This window comes from Mesorhizobium sp. 113-3-9, assembly GCF_016756515.1.
Classification (GTDB): Bacteria; Pseudomonadota; Alphaproteobacteria; order Rhizobiales; family Rhizobiaceae; genus Mesorhizobium.
In genome coordinates this window covers 2,650,167-2,669,885 of the sequence record NZ_AP023246.1, presented here as the reverse complement: position 1 = coordinate 2,669,885, position 19,719 = coordinate 2,650,167, and the positions used below count along the sequence as shown (strand labels likewise).

The 19,719-nt window shown below is 64.4% G+C and carries 17 protein-coding genes and 1 pseudogene; 7 read left to right on the top strand and 11 right to left on the bottom strand.

Features of this window, described 5'->3' with window-relative positions:
- Positions 1-5 precede the first annotated feature (5 nt).
- Positions 6-1,190, top strand: a complete 1,185-nt coding sequence (locus tag MesoLj_RS12940; protein WP_202326230.1) for an MFS transporter — start codon at positions 6-8, stop codon at positions 1,188-1,190.
- A gap of 14 nt (positions 1,191-1,204) precedes the next feature.
- On the opposite strand, the gene MesoLj_RS12935 is transcribed toward MesoLj_RS12940, so the two are convergent.
- A complete protein-coding gene (locus tag MesoLj_RS12935; protein WP_202326229.1) occupies positions 1,205-3,454 on the bottom strand; it encodes a heavy metal translocating P-type ATPase in 2,250 nt (749 codons plus the stop codon).
- Positions 3,455-3,558: 104 nt separating this feature from the next.
- Between MesoLj_RS12935 and MesoLj_RS12930 the strand changes: the two genes are divergently transcribed.
- Both MesoLj_RS12930 and MesoLj_RS12925 read left to right on the top strand, forming a co-directional pair.
- The gene (locus MesoLj_RS12930; RefSeq protein ID WP_202326228.1) at positions 3,559-3,975 is read left to right on the top strand and encodes a MerR family transcriptional regulator; all 417 of its coding nucleotides are present in this window, start codon (positions 3,559-3,561) and stop codon (positions 3,973-3,975) included.
- Positions 3,976-3,978: 3 nt separating this feature from the next.
- The gene (locus tag MesoLj_RS12925; protein ID WP_202326227.1) at positions 3,979-5,007 is read left to right on the top strand and encodes a DmpA family aminopeptidase; all 1,029 of its coding nucleotides are present in this window, start codon (positions 3,979-3,981) and stop codon (positions 5,005-5,007) included.
- 136 nt (positions 5,008-5,143) lie between these two features.
- On the opposite strand, the gene MesoLj_RS12920 is transcribed toward MesoLj_RS12925, so the two are convergent.
- From MesoLj_RS12920 to MesoLj_RS12905, 4 genes are all read right to left on the bottom strand, one after another.
- Complete coding sequence (locus MesoLj_RS12920; RefSeq protein WP_202326226.1) at positions 5,144-5,701, bottom strand: GNAT family N-acetyltransferase; 558 nt, start codon at positions 5,699-5,701, stop codon at positions 5,144-5,146.
- A gap of 49 nt (positions 5,702-5,750) precedes the next feature.
- A complete protein-coding gene (locus tag MesoLj_RS12915) occupies positions 5,751-6,461 on the bottom strand; it encodes a DNA helicase (protein WP_202326225.1) in 711 nt (236 codons plus the stop codon).
- 217 nt (positions 6,462-6,678) lie between these two features.
- On the bottom strand, positions 6,679-7,422 hold the full coding sequence (locus MesoLj_RS12910) for an SDR family oxidoreductase (protein WP_202326224.1): 744 nt from the start codon (positions 7,420-7,422) through the stop codon (positions 6,679-6,681).
- A 156-nt stretch (positions 7,423-7,578) separates the two neighbouring features.
- Positions 7,579-8,487 (bottom strand): AraC family transcriptional regulator, encoded by a 909-nt coding sequence (locus tag MesoLj_RS12905; RefSeq protein ID WP_202326223.1) that lies wholly within the window; start codon positions 8,485-8,487, stop codon positions 7,579-7,581.
- Positions 8,488-8,728: 241 nt separating this feature from the next.
- On the opposite strand from MesoLj_RS12905, the gene MesoLj_RS12900 reads away from it, so the two are divergent.
- The gene (locus MesoLj_RS12900) at positions 8,729-9,733 is read left to right on the top strand and encodes a hypothetical protein (RefSeq protein ID WP_202326222.1); all 1,005 of its coding nucleotides are present in this window, start codon (positions 8,729-8,731) and stop codon (positions 9,731-9,733) included.
- Between the two features lie 52 nt (positions 9,734-9,785).
- Here MesoLj_RS12900 and MesoLj_RS36815 read toward each other — a convergent pair.
- Both MesoLj_RS36815 and MesoLj_RS12895 read right to left on the bottom strand, forming a co-directional pair.
- Positions 9,786-10,056 (bottom strand): annotated as a pseudogene (locus tag MesoLj_RS36815) (alpha/beta fold hydrolase); the annotation flags it as partial.
- A gap of 9 nt (positions 10,057-10,065) precedes the next feature.
- Complete coding sequence (locus MesoLj_RS12895; protein ID WP_244735535.1) at positions 10,066-11,055, bottom strand: AraC family transcriptional regulator; 990 nt, start codon at positions 11,053-11,055, stop codon at positions 10,066-10,068.
- On the opposite strand from MesoLj_RS12895, the gene MesoLj_RS12890 reads away from it, so the two are divergent.
- Entirely contained in the window at positions 11,048-11,782 is a 735-nt protein-coding gene (locus MesoLj_RS12890; RefSeq protein WP_202326221.1) for an SDR family oxidoreductase, read from the top strand. The two genes, MesoLj_RS12895 and MesoLj_RS12890, sit on opposite strands and share 8 nt — an antisense overlap.
- Before the next feature lie 297 nt (positions 11,783-12,079).
- Here the strand turns inward: MesoLj_RS12890 and MesoLj_RS12885 are convergent, their stop codons facing one another.
- Positions 12,080-12,529 carry a GatB/YqeY domain-containing protein gene (locus tag MesoLj_RS12885; RefSeq protein ID WP_140774641.1) on the bottom strand — a complete coding sequence of 150 codons (450 nt, stop codon included), beginning with the start codon at positions 12,527-12,529 and terminating at the stop codon, positions 12,080-12,082.
- 276 nt (positions 12,530-12,805) lie between these two features.
- Here MesoLj_RS12885 and carA point away from each other — a divergent pair, with 276 nt between their 5' ends.
- On the top strand, positions 12,806-14,023 hold the full coding sequence (carA, locus tag MesoLj_RS12880) for a glutamine-hydrolyzing carbamoyl-phosphate synthase small subunit (protein WP_202326220.1): 1,218 nt from the start codon (positions 12,806-12,808) through the stop codon (positions 14,021-14,023).
- Positions 14,024-14,193: 170 nt separating this feature from the next.
- On the opposite strand, the gene MesoLj_RS12875 is transcribed toward carA, so the two are convergent.
- The 3 genes from MesoLj_RS12875 to ypfJ form a co-directional block, all read right to left on the bottom strand.
- Positions 14,194-15,114, bottom strand: coding sequence for an aldo/keto reductase (locus tag MesoLj_RS12875; protein ID WP_202326219.1), 921 nt, complete (start codon positions 15,112-15,114; stop codon positions 14,194-14,196).
- Positions 15,111-16,376 (bottom strand): TCR/Tet family MFS transporter, encoded by a 1,266-nt coding sequence (locus tag MesoLj_RS12870; RefSeq protein WP_202326218.1) that lies wholly within the window; start codon positions 16,374-16,376, stop codon positions 15,111-15,113. The genes MesoLj_RS12875 and MesoLj_RS12870 overlap by 4 nt, the downstream gene beginning before the upstream one ends.
- A gap of 155 nt (positions 16,377-16,531) precedes the next feature.
- On the bottom strand, positions 16,532-17,452 hold the full coding sequence (gene ypfJ, locus MesoLj_RS12865; protein ID WP_140774645.1) for a KPN_02809 family neutral zinc metallopeptidase: 921 nt from the start codon (positions 17,450-17,452) through the stop codon (positions 16,532-16,534).
- Positions 17,453-17,637: 185 nt separating this feature from the next.
- Between ypfJ and MesoLj_RS12860 the strand changes: the two genes are divergently transcribed.
- Complete coding sequence (locus MesoLj_RS12860) at positions 17,638-19,707, top strand: hypothetical protein (protein WP_202326217.1); 2,070 nt, start codon at positions 17,638-17,640, stop codon at positions 19,705-19,707.
- Positions 19,708-19,719 lie beyond the last annotated feature (12 nt).

The window sequence follows — 19,719 nt, the reverse complement described above, 5'->3', positions numbered from 1 at the left end:
CCCCCATGTCGCTTCCGCTTATCGCCCTGTTCATCGCCGCTTTCGCTTTCGGCACCACCGAATTCGTCATTGCCGGCGTGCTGCCGCAAGTGGCGCAAGGGCTTGGCGTCTCGGTCCCATCCGCCGGCTATCTCGTTTCCGGCTATGCTTGCGGCATCGCCATTGGCGGCCCGCTGCTGACGCTCGCGACCAAGTCCTTGCCGCGCAAGACCTTGCTGCTCGGCCTCGCCGTCGCCTTCACCATCGGCCAGGCGGCCTGCGCGCTGGCGCCAGACTTCACTTCCATGCTGCTTCTGCGCATTGCCGTCGCGGTTGCGCACGGCGCCTATTTCGGCGTCGCCATGGTGGTCGCTGTCGGCCTCGTTCCCGAAGACAAACGCGGCATGGCGGTGGCGGTCATCCTGTCCGGCCTCACCGTCTCCAACGTCATCGGCGTGCCGGCCGGCACTGCGATCGGCAACATCTGGGGCTGGCGCGCCACCTTCTGGGTGATGTGCGGGTTAGGCGTGGCGGCAACTCTTGCCATGGCCGCCCTGTTGCCGCGCACCACCGGCTCATCGGCCAAGCCCGCCGGCCTTGCCCGTGAGGTCCGCGTGCTGGCACGCCAGCAGGTCTGGACCTCGTTGATCCTGATGCTGATGCTGATGCTCGGCCAGTTCTGCCTGTTCACCTATATCACCCCGACTTTGCTGGAGGTCACCGGACTCGACGAGAACCTGGTGCCGTGGGTGCTGCTGCTCAACGGCGTCGGCGCCACGCTCGGCGTCTTCCTCGGCGGCAAGCTGTCCGACTGGAAGCTGATGCCGTCGCTGATCACGATGCTTGGCCTGCAGGCGGTGACGTTGGCGGTGATCTACGTCGTCAGCCCCTACCCCGTGCCGATGGTCATCGCGATCGTCATCTGGGGCGGCCTCAACTTCGCCATCGGCACGCCGATCCAGACCCGCATCCTGGCGTGGACGGCGGATGCCGCCAACCTCGCCTCCTCGCTGATCCCGTCCGGGTTCAATGTCGGCATCGCGCTTGCCGCGTCGCTGGGCGCCGCCATGCTCAATGCCGGCTACGGCTACCGCAGCCTGCCGGTAGTCGGAGCTTTGGCGATGCTGGTCGCAGTGGTCGTGGCCGTCGTCTCCCAGGTCTGGGAAGGGCGCAGCAACGCCACACCGCCGCTCACGGCCCCGGCCGAGTAGCCCACCACAAACCCTCACCCGCGCCAGCGCAAGAGGCGCATGGCGTTGGCGGTGACCAGCACCGTGGCGCCGGTGTCGGCCAGGATCGCCGGCCAGAGGCCGGTGATGCCCAAGATGGTCGTGACCAGGAAGACTGCCTTCAGCCCCAGCGCCACGGTGATATTCTGGCCGATATTTGCCATCACCGCACGCGACAGCCGCACCATCCGGACAACGTCCGTGACGCGGCCATGCAGGATCGCCGCATCCGCCGTTTCCAGCGCCACATCGGTGCCGCCGCCCATGGCGATGCCGATGTCGGCGGCGGCGAGCGCCGGTGCGTCATTGATGCCGTCACCGACCTTGGCCACTGTCAGCCCTTCGCGCTGCAATTCGCCGACGATGCGCTGCTTGTCTTGCGGCAGCAATTCCGCCCGCGCCTCGATGCCGAGCGAGACGGCGATGGCTTCAGCGGTACGACGATTGTCGCCGGTCAGCATCACCGCGCGGATGCCCTCGGCCTTCAGCGCCGCGATGCCCGCCGCCGCGTCCGGCCGCGGCTCGTCACGCATGGCGATCAGCCCGGCCACCACGCCATCGGCCACCAGCACCGACACGGTCTTGCCCTGGCCGTTGAGGCTGTCGATGGCAAGGCGCTGCGCTTGCGTCATGTCGGCGCGTTCACCCGCCGCAGCGCCGGAGCCGAGGAAGACGGCGACACCGCCGACACTGCCCTCGACGCCCTTGCCGGAGATCGCCTTCGCTGCCAGCGCCGGCGGGACCGGCGCCTTATCAGTCTTGGCCCTGTCCAGGATCGCCACCGCCAGCGGATGGCTGGAGCCCTGCTCGAGTGCCGCCGCCAACGCCAGCACGCTGCGCTCGTCGCGGCCATAGGCGACGATGTCGGTCACGACAGGCTTGCCCGCGGTCAGCGTGCCGGTCTTGTCGAATGCCACCGCCGTGATCCGGCGAAAGCCTTCCAGCACCGCGCCGCCCTTCATCAGCAGGCCCCGCCGGGCGCCGGTGGCCAGCCCCGCGGCGATCGCGGCCGGCGTCGAGATGACCAGCGCGCAGGGACAGCCGATCAGAAGGATCGCCAGTCCCTTGTAGATCCATTCGTTCCAGTCGCCGCCGGCGACGAGCGGCGGCAGCAGCGCCACCAGCGCGCCGACCGCCAGCACTCCTGGCGTGTAATAGCGCGAGAAGCGATCGATGAAGCGCTCGGTCGGCGCCTTGGCCTCCTGCGCCTCCTCCACCAGCCGCACGACGCGGGCGATGGTGTTGTCGGAAGCGGCCGCAGTGACCCGCACCTTCAGCACGCCGTCGCTGTTGATCGTACCGGCGAAGACGGGCTCTCCAACGCTCTTGCGCTTCGGCGTGCTCTCGCCGGTCACCGGCGCCTCGTCAATGTCGCTCGAACCCTCCGTTATCTCGCCATCGGCCGGGATGCGGTCGCCCGGCCGCACCGTGATGACGTCGCCGACAGCAAGCTGTTCGGCGGGAACTTCAACCGTGCCGCCTTCCCGCTCGACCAGCGCCGTCTTCGGCACCAGATCGGCAAGACCCTGGATGCTGGCCCGCGCACGGCCGGCGGCGACACCCTCGAGAAGCTCCCCGATCAGGAACAGCACCACGACAGCTGCCGCTTCTTCCGTGGCACCGATCATCACGGCCCCAACAGCGGCGATGGTCATCAGCATCTCGATCGAGAACGGCGTGCCGGCCAGTGCCGCCATCAGCGCACGCCGCGCGATCGGAACGAGACCGACCAGCAAGGCAGCCAGGAAGACCCAGCGCTCGGTCGTGGGATACAGATGACCGATGCCATAGGCGGCCAGAAGCGCTGCCGCGCAGGCCAGCGTCAGCGCCGCGCGACGGCTGCGCCACCACGCCTGCCCAGGCTCGGCATGGCTGTGGAGATGGGATGACCCTGCGGCCTCCTTGGTGATTTGTTGGCCGCCGCCATGGTCGTGACCTTCGTGGTCATGGCTTTCGTGGTCATAGCCTTCGTGGTCATGAGCGGCATGATCATGCGCCCTGGCCGCCGGCCCACCGGTCCGGGCCTCCGCCTTGACGATGCCGTAGCCCAGCCGCGCCACCTGCTGCAGCACCTTGTCATCGTTGAGCGGACCGCCATGGCTGACGGTCATCGAGGCGCCGGTCACCGAAACCGAGACATCGGCCACACCGTCGAGGCGGCGCACCGCCGTATCGATCTTGGCCGCGCAGGAGGCGCAATCCATGCCGCCGATCCTGAACCGTGTCTGCTTTAGAGGAGCCGTCATCACATCACCTGTCTGCTCTTTCACCGGCTTGACGCGCCGGGCCTTGAACCTTGATGTCAGCCAATGTAATTGCTCTAGTCACTAGAGCTTCAAGAGGCAAAAACATGTTTTCGATCGGTGATCTCTCCCGCCGCACCGGGGTCAAGGTGCCGACCATCCGTTATTACGAGCAGATGGGCCTCGTCGCGGCGCCCGAGCGCTCGGAAGGCAACCAGCGTCGCTACTCCAGGCAGGAACTGGAACGGCTGGCCTTCATCCGCCACGCCCGTGACCTGGGCTTCGCCGTCGAGGACATCCGCTCGCTGATCGAGCTCAGCAGCCATCCCGAGCAGCCTTGCGGCCATGCCGACAAGATCGCGCAGGAGCAGCTGGTTTCCGTGCGCGAAAAGATCGCCCAGCTGAAGCGGCTGGAAACCGAGCTGGAGCGTATCGCTTCTTGCTGCGACGGCAACACGGTCGGCGACTGCTACGTCATCCGCGCGCTGTCCGACCACGCGCTCTGCGCCGATGAGCACATCTGACGCATGACCGGAACTGTCAGGGATTTCGGCTTGACCTGTGGCACCTTGCCGCCGGGCGCGCTGAATGCGATCACCGACGTGCCCGGTGTGCGCGTCGGCCACCGCACGCTGCGCGGCGGCGACATAAACACCGGCGTGACCGCTATCCTGCCGCATGGCGGAAATCTGTTCCGCAAGAAGGTGACGGCGGCAAGCCATGTCATCAATGGTTTCGGCAAGACGGTCGGCCTGACGCAGGTGCAGGAACTCGGCACCCTCGAAACGCCTGTTCTCTTGACCAACACGCTCTCGGTCGGCACCTGCGCCACGGCGCTGATCCGCGACGCCATCCGCCAGAATCCGGATATCGGCCGCACCACCGGAACCGTCAATCCGGTGGTCGGCGAATGCAATGACGGTCCGCTGAACGACATCCAGGCCCTGGCGGTAACCGAAGAACACGCCCTCGCCGCACTGGCGGATGCTCACGAAGGCGCGGTCGAACAGGGCAATGTCGGCGCCGGAACGGGAATGAGCTGCTTCGGCTTCAAGGGCGGCATCGGCTCGGCGTCCAGGAGAATCGCGCTTGGCGGCGAACATCACCTTGGCGTTCTCGTGCTCTCGAATTTCGGCAGGCCGGGCGACCTCATTCTGCCCGATGGGCGCCGGCCCGATCCCAGACGGCTGGCCGGGGCCGAACGCGGCTCGATCATGGTCGTGCTGGCAACCGATGTGCCGCTCGAACACCGCCAGCTCGAAAGGGTAGCACGCCGCGCCGGAGCAGGCATCGCCACGCTTGGCTCCTTCTGGGGCCATGGCAGCGGCGACATCGCCATTGCCTTCAGCACCGGCAATCTGGTCGACCACGACGAAAGCCGCGATCTTGTACCACTGCTGGCGCTCAACGAAGCGCGCATCGACATCCTTTTTCGGGCGGCGGCGGAAGCCACGCAGGAGGCCGTGCTGAGCTCCATGCTGTCTGCCGAAGCCTTCACCGGCAGGGCCGGCAAGCACCGTGCATCGCTGGCCGACTGGCTGCGCGCTCAGGCCTAAAGCAATTCCAGGAAAAGTGTAACGGTTTTTCCGGGACAAGCGCGTAACGCTTGCCCTTGGGAATTGCGTAAAAACAAATAGTTAGAGCGGTTCTGCGATTCCGTGAAACGCTGAACCGCTCTGGCGACAAGGCGGCCTACAAATCGATCCGGAACCGCAGGCTCTCCACCCCGCCATAGGCGGCGTCCTCGAAGAAGCGCTCGACGAGCTTGCCGCCATTGGCCAGGATCACCTTGTGTGACGCCGGATTGCCCGGCTTGGCGGTGATCTCGACATAGGGAAGGCCGACCGCCCTTGCCTCGTCGAGCATCAACCGCAAGGCTTCGGTGGCGTAGCCGCGCCGCTGCTTCCAGGGCACCACCGCATAGCCGATATGGCCAAGCACATGCGACGGCAGCATCGCCGTCCCCTTCTGCCAGCGAAAGCCGATCGAGCCTGACGCCTCGCCATCCCAGATCCAGCGGCGGAATCCTGGCAGGCGCGACACTTGCGTGCCATCGGGCAAGGAGATCGGGGCGCCCCTGGCTTCGGGATCATCGAGGCTGGCCAGGAAGGCCACCGGATCATCCTCTATGGCGGCAAGTTGCTCGCGCGTTGCCTCCATGAGCCGGACATTGTCCGGCGACCAGCCGCGCTCGAGCGCCGCCTTGTAGGACGGCAGATGTTCAAGCGCCGGTTTGACGATCTCGACCATGATCCATGCTCTCCCAGTCACGCAGGGATAGCCTTGGCCGCTGGAGCGCTCAAGCCGCCTGGAAGCGGATCTCGCCCTCGTTCAGGAAGCAGGCCTTGTCGAACAGGGACAAATCAAGCGGGTTGGGCAGGCGAACATCCCTGATATCCGGGACCGGCTTCTTCGCGGGATCGTAGGACCGGTCGATCTGCGAGATGAAGACCAGGATCACGCCGCTATCGCGCGCGAAAGCCTTCAGCGTGCGGACCTGGTCCATCAGGCCGGGATTCTCTCGTTTCTGATCGAGCAGTTGCAGATAATCGATGACCGCCAGCGTGCCACGCGGCGCCGACCCCAACACCCTGACGATATAGCCGGCGCTGATGGCATCGGAAGTGTCGAATTCGAACAGCCGGTTGAACCGGGCCGGGTCGACGCCGATGGCGCGGAACCGCTCCAGCACATCGCGCTGCGTATATTCCAGCGTGAAGAACACGCTGCGATGGCCCGACTTCATCGCTTCGACCGCCAGTTCGAGGCTCATCAGCGTCTTGCCATGGCCCGGTCGCGCGCCGACCAGAACCAGATCACCAGGTGTCAGTTGCGCGAACAACCTGCTGGCGGGCGCCGTCTCGGACAGCTTCGCCGCAAGCAGGCTCCAACTGGCGAATCCCTCTTGCGCGGCAATCCGGTCAAGCGCCTGGTGGAGCGGGATTTTTGCCTCGCGCGACAACAGCCTGGCTTGACGCTTCAGATGGTAGACGGGCGCGGATAGAATCATCTCAAAAACCTCCTGGTGCGAGCAGTTTCCGCAACCCCTCCTTATGCCTGGTGCTCGAACAGTCGGTTCGGTGATGAGAGTGCCCCGCATGAACGAATGCTTTCCCGGTGGAGGGAGGAGGCGTGGGCCACGCCAGAATCAGATGATAGCCCAATCCGAACCGACGTAGAATTGGCGGAGCGAAAATCGTTGCACCCCGCACGGGCACCGGGAGACTTCAGCCAGCGTTTGCCAGGGCGACCGCATCCTGGCCTGCCGGAAAACGGAGTTTGCCCGAAGTGTCGTGGACAGCGGCCCAGATGGCCTCGGCAACGTCGCTTTCCTTGGTGGTCAGCGCGGGCTGGGCGAAGGCCGCGAAGATAGGGGCCGCGAAATCGGCATAAGCCTCCGGGATCATGTCTTCGATGCGCACCGAAGTATTTTGCGTAAACCGTGTTGTCGGCGCGTATCCCGGCTCGACCAGCTTTGCGCGGATACCGAAATAGGCAAGTTCGTGCGCGAGCGATCCGGTGAAGCCCTCGATGGCCTGCTTGCTGGCGGTGTAGGCGGCCGCCAGGGGCATTGCAGCGAGGGTGACGCTTGAGGTGACGTTGACGATCGCGCCGGACCGGCGCTCGCGCATCTGCGGAATCACGGCCTGCGCCATGGCCATCACGCCAAGCGTATTGGTCTCGAAGACCTTGCGGATGTGCGACATGGGCGTCGCTTCAAAGGCGCCGACCACGCCGATGCCCGCATTGTTGACAAGAACATCGATCGGACCCGCGGCTTCGACGGTCGCCGAGATGCTGGCCTCGCTGGTGACGTCCAGCGGCAGGATCCTCAGGCGCTCCGAGCGCGGCAGTGTGTCCGCCCGCGGTGTCCGCATGGTGGCGATGACGTTCCACCCGTTGACGAGAAAATGGCGGGCTGTCTCAAGGCCATAGCCAGATGAACAGCCGGTGATCAGGATCGTTTGCATGCTAAGCTCCGTTGGTTTCAATGCGCCTTTTTTAGGCTTGCCAACGCAGACGATCTATAATCAATAGTCCTATTTTTATTTCCAACTGTCCAAAAATGACTCATAGTGGGCGGGAGTAAGTGAACCTTTGAAGAGGCCAGCCGCGAGAGGCACGGCTTATGCGGTCAAGCGAGCGCCACCGTCGCGGGCGAACTTTCCCGGCGAACAACCAAGCCGTTTCCTGAAAGCAGTGCTGAAGGCGCTGGCGGACTCGTAGCCGATCTCACCGGCTATTTTGTCCAGGGTTTTCGAGCCGCGAATGAGAGCATCCTTCGCCAGCGCCATGCGCCAGCGAGCCAGGTACTCGATCGGGCCGCAACCGAGCACGTCCACGAAGCGAGCCGCGAAGGCCGACCGCGAGAGTCCCGCGATCCTGGCGAGTTCCGCGACCGTCCAACCCGCCCGGACATCCTCGTGCATGGCGCGGAGCACGCGCGCCAGCGCCGGATCCCGCATCCCGCCGAGCAGGCCGGCCGCGCCGGAAGCGATGCCACGCCATCGCAGCGCTTCGACGAGCAGAACCTCGAGCAGTCGCTGCAAGACCATTTCCTTGCCCGGATCTTCGTTCTCGCATTCCTCCATGATGAGGCCGATGACCCTGCCAAGCCTGGAGGAGCGCCCCTGCGATCCCGGCACGTGGATGACGCTCGGAAGGAGCGCGAGCAGAAGCGCGGCATTGACCGGCTCGATTCGAAACGTCCCGCCGAGCGCGACAAAATCCGGGTCTCCATCTTGCTCGCCATGCTGGATGGCAACGTCCATTGGCGTTCGGAGCTCACAGTCGATGCCCGGATGGCTGCTGAGCGAGAAGGCCGGCGTGGAAGGCAGCAGGAGGAAGTCTCCCTTCTCGAACTTGACCGGATCCTGGCCCGCAAAGGCGATCCAGCACGCCCCCTCCACGATTATTGTAAAGCCAGGCGCGTCATAAGCGGCGTAACGCACGCCCCATCGGCCACGCCCCTTGATGGGCTTGGAAATCGCCGTGCTGGGCTGCAAAAGGGCAATGATGTCACTGAGGGGATCCATTTCAGACGATCCATAATTATTTTGCGCTCGGTAGTTATAGATCGTCCTCCCAGCCTGTCCAGTTTGGCTTGGTGGCGCGCAGGCGTCCCCGCAGTGCGCCATCCCGCTGGCCGATGGCAAAACGATCGCTGCAGGCAAGCTAAACAAGATGTGTCTCGCCGATGGGCGCGGGACATTTTATGATTGGTCGCGGACATGACGCCGCAAGGATTCGCATGGCTTCGGCAGGAGGATTGATCCGGTGCGGTTGAGATCTGTCCCATTGGGTGTGGTCGTCACCCTCAGCCTTCTTGTCATCGTCATCGCCTTGACGGCGACGGCCCGATCCTTCGCCGCTTTGCAGCCATCAGCTGTTCCGGCCTGGCTGCAGGCCCATGTCGGCGACAGCGACGGCCAGATCTCGGCCGTGGTGCTGGAGCGGGCGCGTGCGCTCTACCTGAAAAAGGTGGCGCAAGGCGCGGTCAGGAATCCCTGTTACTTCGCCATGGACGCGACACGTCCCGGCGATCTCGGCAATGGCGTGCTGGGGCGCCGGTATTATGTCGTCTGCGAGGCCAGCCAATCGTTTCGCGCCATCGCGTCAGGTCACGGCAGCGGAAAAAACCTGAAAGGCACGGCCGATTTTTCAAATGGCAGGCGCTGCTCCAAGAACTTCGGCAACGCCATGGATTCGGAGCTGACCGCCGGCGGCGCCTATGTCACCCGCGAGGCGAAGACCTCCTTCAAGGGCTTTTACAGCACCGGCGCGAAACAGGATGCCGCCTTCCTGCGCACCTTCATCCAGTTCGACGGCGAGGGCGAAGCCGCCAATGCGAGACAACGGGTGATCGGCGGCCATGCCGCGCAAGTGCTGCGCGCCACGTGCATGCGCAAAAGCCCGAACAGCTCCTATGCCGACCACGATGGCCTGGTACCGTTCGGCAAGCTGGTCGAGTATGCCGGTGGTCGCAGCAATGGCTGCACCAGCTGGTCGCCGGCGGACGCGCGGCAGATCATCGCGATGGTGAAGGACAATCCGACGACACTCTACATCTATCCGGAATCGCGCGACATCGCCGCCGTCGCGCAGGCGGCCAAAGGCCATTCGCCATCCGGCGAGACGCCCTATTGGAACGCATCATGCCTCAAGGAAATCGGCGCGCCGAAATTCTGGCCGCGAAAAACCCTCGAGCCGGTGATCGCCCAGTACAAGAAGGATCACCCCGCCCCACCCGTGCAGCCGCTGCCGATGTGCAAGGCGCCGTGAGGTCGCTGCTCCAGGTCGCGAGACAGCAGACCCCACGAGACCAGACTCTCGGTCAGCGCAAGAAATCGAGTACGGCCTCTATGAACTCTGCCCGATACTCCACGTTCGACAGGTAACCGCAAGCAGGACAAGCAGCTTCGCGCCGGCACGGCTGCGGCGATCAATTCGCCATGGCTGGCCGCCGTCACCGTGTCGTGCTGGCCGGCGATCACCAGCGTCGGCCGGTTGATCAGCGCTACCGTACTCCGAAGGTCGGCATCGCGAACGGCGGCGAACAGGCCAGCCAAACCTTTCCGGTCGAGACCGATGACCGGTTCGTTGGCCGTCGCCGATCATCGTGCTCGCGCGACAGTTTTCGGGGTAGTGCCAAAGGCGCGGCGAAAGGCGTGGGTGAAGGCACTCTGCGACATGTAGCCGAGCTTACTGCCGATGCCTGCTATGTCAGCATCGCCACGGGCCAACGCCGCATGAGCCAGAGCAAGGCGCCACGCCCGCACATAGCCGAGCGGCGGCTGTCCCACTTGGCGGGTGAACGCTGCCGAGAAGGCTGCTCGCGACATGCCGGCCACACTGGCGAGTTGCGCCACCGTCCATGGCCGGGCAACATCTCCATGAACGGCGCGGAGCACGCGGCCGAGCCCTGGATTCGAGAGTGCGCCAAGCCATCCGGTCTGGATGCCCTGTGCTCCTTCCGCGTAGGCGCGGATCGCCTCCACCAGAAGCACATCGGCCAGGCGGGCGCTCACGATCTGAGTTCCCATGGCGGCCCGTTCCATTTCGCCATTCAAAAGCGTGAGGATTGTCGTCACCGCACCAGATGCCGTCGAGGACCGAGGAACCAGCAGGAAGCCCGGCAGCATGTCGAGCAGGAAGTCCGCGTTTCCCGGCGAGAACGTGACGCTTCCACCGAGGACGATTGTCTCGTCGCCACCAAGACGCACGGCGTCGCGGCCGTCATAGAGGGCTCGACCGTCGAGAGGCGGCAGTGTCGGGTCGCTGGCCACCGCGTAGGTCGTACGTCCGATCAGGCAGACGTCACCTGCGCTCATCGGTTGAGCGTCTTGCCCCGGCACGGTCAACCAGATGGTTCCTCTCAGCAGCGCCACGAACTTCAGTCGATCAAGAGCCGGAAATTCGAGGGCCCACTGTCCCGTGGCTTCCAGCCGGGTGCGGCGAGTCACTGTCGCGCCGAGGGCGAGCAGCACGTCGGATAGAGGATCAGTCGTCGTGTTAGACGATTGCGATAAAATCATGGACATTCCGATATATAAAATCTTGCCCGATGCCTTATCTCTGTCGTGAAGGAGAATTGCAATGAGCATAGTGGACAAGGTCATCGCCATCACAGGCGCAAGCAGCGGGATTGGGCGTGCGACAGCAAAACTTCTCGCGCGACGTGGGGCGTTCGTCGTGCTCGGCGCCCGCCGCAAGGATGAACTGGCCGCCGTAGTCGACGAGATCGCGGCCGCGGGGGGCAAGGCCGTATACAAGACGACCGACGTCCGCCAGCGCGGCGATCTCGAGGCCCTCGTCGGTTTGGCGATCGAGCAGTACGGCAAGCTCGACGTCATCGTGAACAATGCAGGGATTGGGCCCATATCGCGCTTCGATGCTCTGCGCGTGGAAGACTGGGACGCCATGATCGACGTCAATCTGCGCGGCACGCTCTATGGCATCGCTGCTGCGCTGCCAGTGTTTCAACGTCGGCAGTCAGGGCACATCATCAATATTGTCTCGACGGCCGGGATCAAAATCCTCCCGACCATGGGCGTCTATGCGGCGACGAAGAATGCCGTGCGCACCATCACCGAAGCCCTGAGGCAGGAGAGTGGACCACACCTCAGGGTTACCGAAATATCACCAGGCATGATCTCGACGAACTTTGCAGATTCAATGACTGATCCTGCCGTCAAGGAAGCCATGGGCAGCCGCATCGGCCACCTCGCCATCTCGCCCGATGCTATCGCTCGCGGTGTCGCCTACGCGATCGAGCAACCGGCCGATGTGGACGTCGGCAGCATCGTCATACGGCCGACGGCTCAGGATTGATGATTTGGTTTCATGTGATGGATCGACAGCCGCTTCCTGCCTCCCTCGGCAAGCGGTCAAAGTTTCACGACCGATCAAGGCGTTGAAAATGAACCGATGTGATATGACAGGCGCAACGTTGGCGGCAACTCCGCTGCGGGGGATCACTGCGATGAGCACCGTACAGCCGACGCAGCGGAGAACCTGCGAGAGACACGACCACTCGCGCACAGATGGATCCAGGTCGAGAAGGTAACCGACATCGCGGACCACGTGGCTCCTGAACATTGGTGGCGCCTACGGCCAGAACGCCTGGGCTCACTGCAGAAGCCCTTTGACGATGCCGCTCGCCTTGCCGAAATCCATCTGGCCGGCGTATTTCTGCTTCAGCGCGGCGATCACCTTGCCCATGTCCTTCTGGCTGGCGGCACCGGTCTCGGCAATCGCCTGGCGCGCCGCGGCCGTGATCGCGGCATCATCGAGCTGGGTCGGCAGGAAGCCGCGAATGATCTCCATCTCGCCGCGCTCCTGCGCCGCCAGTTCCGGCCGCTTGCCGTCTTCGAACGCCTTGGCCGATTCCTCGCGCTGCTTCACCATCTTGGCCAGGATCTGCAGGATCTCCTCGTCGCTGGCGGGATCCTTGCCGGCACCGCGATTGGCGATATCGCGATCATGGATGGCGGCCTGGATCAGCCGCAATGTCGGCAGACGGTGCTTGTCCTGCGCCTTCATCGCGCTCTTCAGGGATTCGGCGATTTTTCCGCGCATGATGCTTTCTCCTTCGGTCGGCGCGGACAATAGCGCCGGGGCCTGGCCAAGGCAAACCCAGATATTGTGGATCAAGTCTCTGATATTGCTTGATGAAATAAATCATGGCGGCATTTCGCATGATCATTGACCGCCCTGCCCCCTTCCCCTATGTACTGGGCCTTGCATGAACTGAAGCTTGAATGCGTGGAGGCCGCGAAATCGCCGCTCCGCGCCGTTTGCTGCGCGGATGGCCCGCCGGGCCTTTGCAGCGCGCAGCCTGATAGGAGTGCCGCCATGGCCGAGACGACGCCCGCGCTGACCCCACCTTGGGCCACCGAAAAGCCGACCGCCCTTCTGGTGCTGGCCGACGGCACCGTCATCGAGGGCCGCGGGCTCGGTGCCACCGGCTCCGCCGTCGCCGAAGTCTGCTTCAACACCGCACTCACCGGCTATCAGGAAATCCTCACCGACCCCTCCTATGCCGGCCAGATCGTCACCTTCACCTTCCCGCATATCGGCAATATCGGCACCAATGGCGAGGACATCGAGGATCTCAATCCGGCCGCCCGCGCCGGCGCCGTCGGCGCCGTGTTCAAGGCCGATGTCACCAACCCGTCCAACTACCGCGCCGCCGGCGATCTCGACCAGTGGCTGAAGAAGCGCGGCATCGTCGCACTGTCGGGCATCGACACCCGCGCGCTGACCGCGCTGATCCGCGAAAAGGGCATGCCCAACGCCGTCATCGCGCATGCGCCGGACGGCGTCTTTGACCTCGACGACCTCAAGCAGCGCGCCGCCGCATGGTCGGGCCTGATCGGGCTCGACCTCGCCAAGGAAGTCACCTCGGGCCAGTCCTCGGTCTGGCGCGAGACGCCCTGGGTGTGGAACGAAGGCTTTGGCGAACAGACTGATCCGTCGCTGCACGTCGTGGCCATCGACTACGGCGTCAAGCGTAACATTTTGCGGCTGCTCGCCGGCCTTGGCGCCAAGGTGACCGTGGTTCCGGCCAAGACTGGTGCCGAGGAAATCCTCGCCATGCAGCCCGACGGCATCTTCCTCTCCAACGGCCCCGGCGATCCGGAAGCCACCGGCGACTATGCCGTGCCGGTCATCCAGGATCTGTTGAAGACCGACATCCCGGTGTTCGGCATCTGCCTCGGCCACCAGATGCTGGCGCTGGCACTCGGCGGCCGGACCGCCAAGATGCACCAGGGCCATCATGGCGCCAACCATCCGGTCAAGGACCACACCACCGGCAAGGTCGAGATCGTCTCGATGAATCACGGCTTCGCCGTCGATGCCGACTCGTTGCCCGAGGGTGTCGAGGAAACCCATGTCTCGCTGTTCGACGGCTCGAACTGCGGCATTGCGCTCACCGGCCGTCCGGTGTTCTCGGTCCAGCATCACCCCGAGGCCTCGCCTGGCCCGCAGGATTCGCACTATCTGTTCCGCCGCTTCGTCAACCTGATCCGGCAAAAGCGCGGCGAGGAATTGCTGGCCGAGCGGGCTTAACTCGATCCGAGCGGCGATACAGCGTCTTTCTCCCCGTCACTACACGGGGAGTTGAGAAGCGGTGCGCGAAGCGGACGAAAAGCCAATTGCTTGGCTTTTCGAGTGACGAACGCCCGGCAGGGCAATGAGGGGCGGCGCGAACGCCTCACAACCTCGGCAAATGCCCACCCTCACGCCACCGGCCGGCCTTCACTCGCCTCCAGGATCGCGAACCATTGCTGGCGGTCGAGCACGATACCGAGCGCCTTGACCATGGCGGCCAACCGTTCCGGCTTCATCGAACCGAGCACCGGCACCAGCCGGGCCGGATGGCGTAGCAACCAGGCGATGGCAACAGTGGCGAGATCGCCGGCTCCGACTTCGGCGGCAACCTCCGCCAGTGCTGCCCGCACGCGAGCTTCCCGGGCTTCCTTGCCGGTGAACAGCGAGCCGCCGCCGAGCGGCGACCAGATCATCGGTGCGTAGCCCAGGCGCTGCGCGTGGTCGAGACTGCCATCGGTCAATGCGGATGTCTTCAGCACCGACATCTCGATCTGGTTTGTGGCGAGCGCAAACGGCAGCCGCGAGGCCAGCAGATCGAACTGCGACGGCGTGAAATTGGAAACGCCGACCGCCCTCACCTTGCCGGCCTTGACCAACGCGGCCAACGCCGTCGCCGTCTCGTCGGCATCCATCAGCGGATCGGGCCGGTGTAGCAGCAACAGGTCGAGATAGTCGGTGCCGAGATTGCCGAGCGAGCGGTCGACCGAGGCGGTTATGTGGGCGGCGCTGGTGTCATAGTGCTTCAGCCGGTTTCGCGGCCGGTTGGCCGAGGCCAGCATGATGTCGCATTTCGAGATCAGCTCGATCTCCTCGCGCTTGCCTTTCCAGCGTGACAGCCCGGCGCCGAACGCCGCCTCCACCTCGTAATTCCCGTAGATGTCGGCGTGGTCGAAACTGGTCAGGCCGAGATCGACAGCGGCACCGATCAGCCTCCCGACCTGATCGGCATCAGGGCGGGCGTCACCGTCGAGCAGGCGCCAGGCACCGAAGACCAGCCGCGACAGCGACACTCCGTCCTTGGTCAGCGCGATGCGGCTGTCATGGCTCATGCCTGTGCTCCATCTTCCGCGACGTCGGTCGTGGCATTTGTGATCGTCGCCGGTCTCGCCACCCTGGTGACGAAGACGATGAGCGCCAGGACCAGGAAGCACGCACCGACCAGATAGGGCGCGCCGCCAAAGGTCACGGGCGCGCTCGGCCCCGTGAACCAGGAAAAGATCGCCGTGTAGAGCAGCGGCGTGATGATGGAGGTGATCGAGAAGATCGAGGTCATCGCGCCCTGCAGTTCGCCTTGTGCGGAAGGCGGCACCTTGGCGGCGGCGAGGCTCCTCAATGGCGGATCGGCCAAGGCCTCCAGGCAACCCACGACGATCACCGCGTAGACCATCCAGCCCTGCGTGGCGAAGGCATAGCCGAAGGCGCTGGCCGCCGTGAAGGTCAGCCCGATTGCCGCCGTCTTCCATTCACCGAGCTTCGTGACCACGCGCGGCAGCACCGTTGCCATGACGATCGCGCCACACAGGCCGAAGGCGCCGAGCGAGAAGCCGATCTGCTGCTGGCTCCAGCCATAGCGATAGCTGGATACGAACGACCACACCGCCGGGTACATCATGTGACCGAGCGTCATCAGGAAGAAGACGAGCCCGATCCAGCCGATGCCTTGATATTGGCGCATCTGCAGAAGCGTGCCGACCGGGTTGGCGCGTTTCCACTCGAAGCGGCGGCGATGCTTTTCATCGAGCGTTTCCGGCAGGAAGACCATCGCGATCAGGAAGTTCACGAAAGCGAGCCCGGCGGCGAAAAAGAACGGCACGCGCGGTCCGAACGTGCCGAGCAATCCGCCCAGCACCGGTCCTATGACGAAGCCGACGCCGAAGGCGATGCCAAGCAGGCCGAAATTCTTTGCCCGGTTCTCGTCGTTCGAGATGTCGGCGATGAAGGCCGATGTCGTCGAATAGCTGGCGCCCGAAATGCCGGCCAGCACACGCCCGATGAACAGCATCGGATAGGACCAGGCGATGGCGCAGATCAGATTGTCGATGGAAAAGGTCAGCACCGAGGCAAGCAGGATGGGCCGCCGCCCGAAGCGGTCACTCAGGCCGCCCATGATGGGTGCGAAGAAGAACTGCATGGCGGCGTAGACGAAGAACAGCCAGCCGCCCTCGATGGCCGCCTCGCTGACGCCGACCCCGGTCAATTCCTGCAAATAGGCGGGCAGCACCGGCATGATGATGCCGAACCCGATAATGTCGAGCAGCAGCGTGGTGAAAACCAGCGCGAGGCCCCGCCTGGCGGTTTTGGGGTCGATCATGATGGTCAAGCTCCTCCGGCCGCCCCGGGGCGCAGGCGGACGAACCTTATAGGCGAGCCCGCAAAAAGGAACAATGCAAGAACAGGCGGAAATCGCCGATCCTGACACTCCCTGACGGCGTCTTCGCCGTCAGTGTATTGCCATGATGCGAGTGCTCAGATCGGGCCGCTCAGCGTGTTGCAGTCCGAAAGCTTGCCGCTCTTGTAGCCGCGCGCCAGCCAGGTCTGGCGCTGCTGCGAGGTGCCGTGGTTGAAGCTTTCCGGCACGACATAGCCCTGCATCTTCTTCTGCAGCGTGTCATCGCCGATCTGCTTGGCGGCGTTCAGCGCGCTTTCGATGTCGCCCTGTTCCAATATGCCCTTCTGCGCGGTGTAGTGAGCCCACACGCCGGCGAAGCAATCGGCCTGCAGTTCGATGCGCACCGACAGCTGGTTGGCGTCGGCTTCGCTCATGCCTTGCCGCATCTGGTTGAACTTGGACATGATGCCGGTCAGGTTCTGCACGTGGTGGCCGACCTCATGGGCGACCACATAGGCCCGGGCGAACTCGCCGGAAGCGCCGAACTGCTGGTCGAGCTGCTGGAAGAAGGTCATGTCGAGATAGACCTTGTGGTCACCGGGACAATAGAACGGCCCCGCGGCCGCCGAGGCAAAGCCGCATGCCGAACGCACCTGGCCGGAAAACAGCACCAGCTTGGGGTCCTCATAGGTCAGCCCCTGCGACTTGAAGATGCCGGTCCAGGTGTCCTCGGTCTCGGCCAGCACGGTTGCGACGAACTGCTTCATCTCGTCATTGGCGGGTGCCGTGCCGCTGTCCTGGCCACCGCTGTTGTCAGTGATCTGGCCGCCACCGCCCGGCAGCAGGCCACCATCGCCACCGCCCAGGATCGCCGAGGGATCGAAGCCGAAATACCATCCGGCGATCACCACCAAGATGACGAAGAGGATACTGCCGCCGCCACCGGTACGGCCGCCGATCGGGAGACGGAACTGGCCGCCGCCGCCGATCCCACCACCGCCGCTGTCGCTGCGGTCGTCCTCGATATTGTCACTCTGACGACGGCCTCTCCAGAGCATGGCAACTCCTCGCGCTGCAAACTTTCCCGTTGCTCCGGCAGACCGGCTCAACCCAACAAACAATTATCCCAATGGTTGCGCCAAGTCACAGCATTTTTCGAGACCGCCGGGGTGCCTGGCATGGTGCTCTGGCCGAGAGCCCGCAAGGCCTGTAGCATCGCCCGCAAACCGGGGGCGTGCGAGACTTGAAGAGGGTCGGTCAATTCCTGTCGCTGCTGGCAGCGCTGTTCTGCCTTGGCCTGCCAGGCGCCGGCGCGGTGACGCTGGATTCCAGCGTTGCCGTCACCGACCCCGCCACCTTGCAGGCACTTGAGCGTGGCGGCCTGTCGATCAGCCGGCTGCTCGGACCCGCGCTCGGTCTCACTCGCGACGTCGACAATCACGGCCTGTTTTCAGTGCCGGCGCTGGCCACGGTACGCGACACGGTCAAGCAGGAGATATCGGACGAGCCGAAGACCAGCCCCGACCCCTATGTCGCCGCCATGGCCAGATCGAAGGACACCAGCCAGAAGTTCAACCCCAGATACATCGACGATGACGGCTCGACGCTCGACCTGACAGGCGTCGTCAACCGCATGGATCGCGGCTATCTCGGCCACACCGAATGCGGCGAGATCAGGCTGATCTACCGCTTCCACTATTCTGTCGCCGAAAAGCCGGCCAAGGGAAAGGTCGCACAGCGCATCTCATCGCGCCTGCCGCTGACCATGAGCCTGGTGTTCAATGCCAAGCCGACGCGAGCGCAGGCCCGTGCCTCGAAGGATTTGCCAAGTGCCGCCGACGTATCCTGCGCCGACGTTGCACAGCGCTGGCTGGCAGCCGGACAGAAGGACCTGCCGCCCGAGCAGTTGGCCGCCTGGCTGCGTTCCGACGAAGGGCCGCTGTCCGGCGCGATGCTGAATTCCTCGCAGATCATGCGGCTCGAACTCAACATGCAGGTGCTGCGGCTGTCGGCCTCGACGCGGCGCGATTTCGGCGGCCATGCCGAATATCTCCTGAAGATCTTCAAATGGGACCCGGCGACCTCGAGCTTCCATGAAGCGAAGATGGAGAACCAGATCGACCGGGCGACGGTGCTGGCCGACGTCAAGTCCTTCGCCAAATGGCTGCTCACCGACCGCAACATCTACGACCTCGACCATGGCCGGCTCGTGATCGACGAGCAGTTCCTGAGCAAGAGCGCCGTATCCGTCGCGCCCGGAGGCTTGAGCCGCTCGCAAAACAACATCGCCTATGGGCTGGTCGACGACGCCGATATCGACAAGGCGCTGCGGGACTATGTCGCCCGGGGCAACACGCTCGCCAGCATCAAGTCGGTGGCCGGCTTCAATTTACGGCTCAACGAAATGAGCTGCACCGGCTGCCACCAGACGCATGGCATTGCCGGCTTCCATTACACCGGCGCCGACCCCGCCAGTGAACCGCGCCGCAATGCCGTCTTCGTGCCGGGCTCGGCGGTGTTCTTCGCCGACCTGCCGCGCCGCCGCGCCATCGTCGAGCAATTCGCCGCCGGCGGCCAACCGGATTTCACCAGAGGCTTCGCTGCCCGTCCGGACCAGAAATATGCCGAAGCGCTGAAGGGCACCGACCTCTACAATGGCTGGGGATCGATTTGTTATCGCGGCGACGACGCAAGCTTCAAGGACTGGACCTGCGGTGCCGGCCTGCGTTGCGCCGGCGTCCATGAAAGCGCCATCCATCCGGGCTTCGGCACCTGCGTCAGCGAGAAGGGCACCGCGGTCGGCGATCCCGTCGAGTTCGGCGAGATAAAAATGTCGACATGGGGCAACGACCAGTATTGCCGCCTGTCGCCGGCCACCGCCAAGGCATGCGCCATCGATCCGGCGCGTGACAAGAAGCCGGTGGTGAAACTCGCCGGCTATGGCGCCGCGCGGCAGCGCTACGACAACCCCGAACAGAAGACCGGCGGGTTTCCCGGCGGCATGCTGCGCAAGGCGACCTGCGACAGGCTTCCCGACGAAGCGACATGCGGCCGGCTTGCCAAGACCGGCTTCAACGACTGCGTCGCATCCGGCAAGGACCACAAATTCTGCACCAGGGAATTCACCAAGACCGCCGGCCTGCGCGCCTGCGACAAGGCCCACCCTTGCCGTGAGGACTATATCTGCACCGCCGGCTATGACGATTTGCCGGAGGCCAAGCCTGGCGAGGGCACCTGCATCCCGCCCTACTTCATCTTCCAGTTCCGCGTCGACGGACATCCCAGAAGCTGGGTGCAGGATGTGCGGGAGTGAAGATGCGGGCGC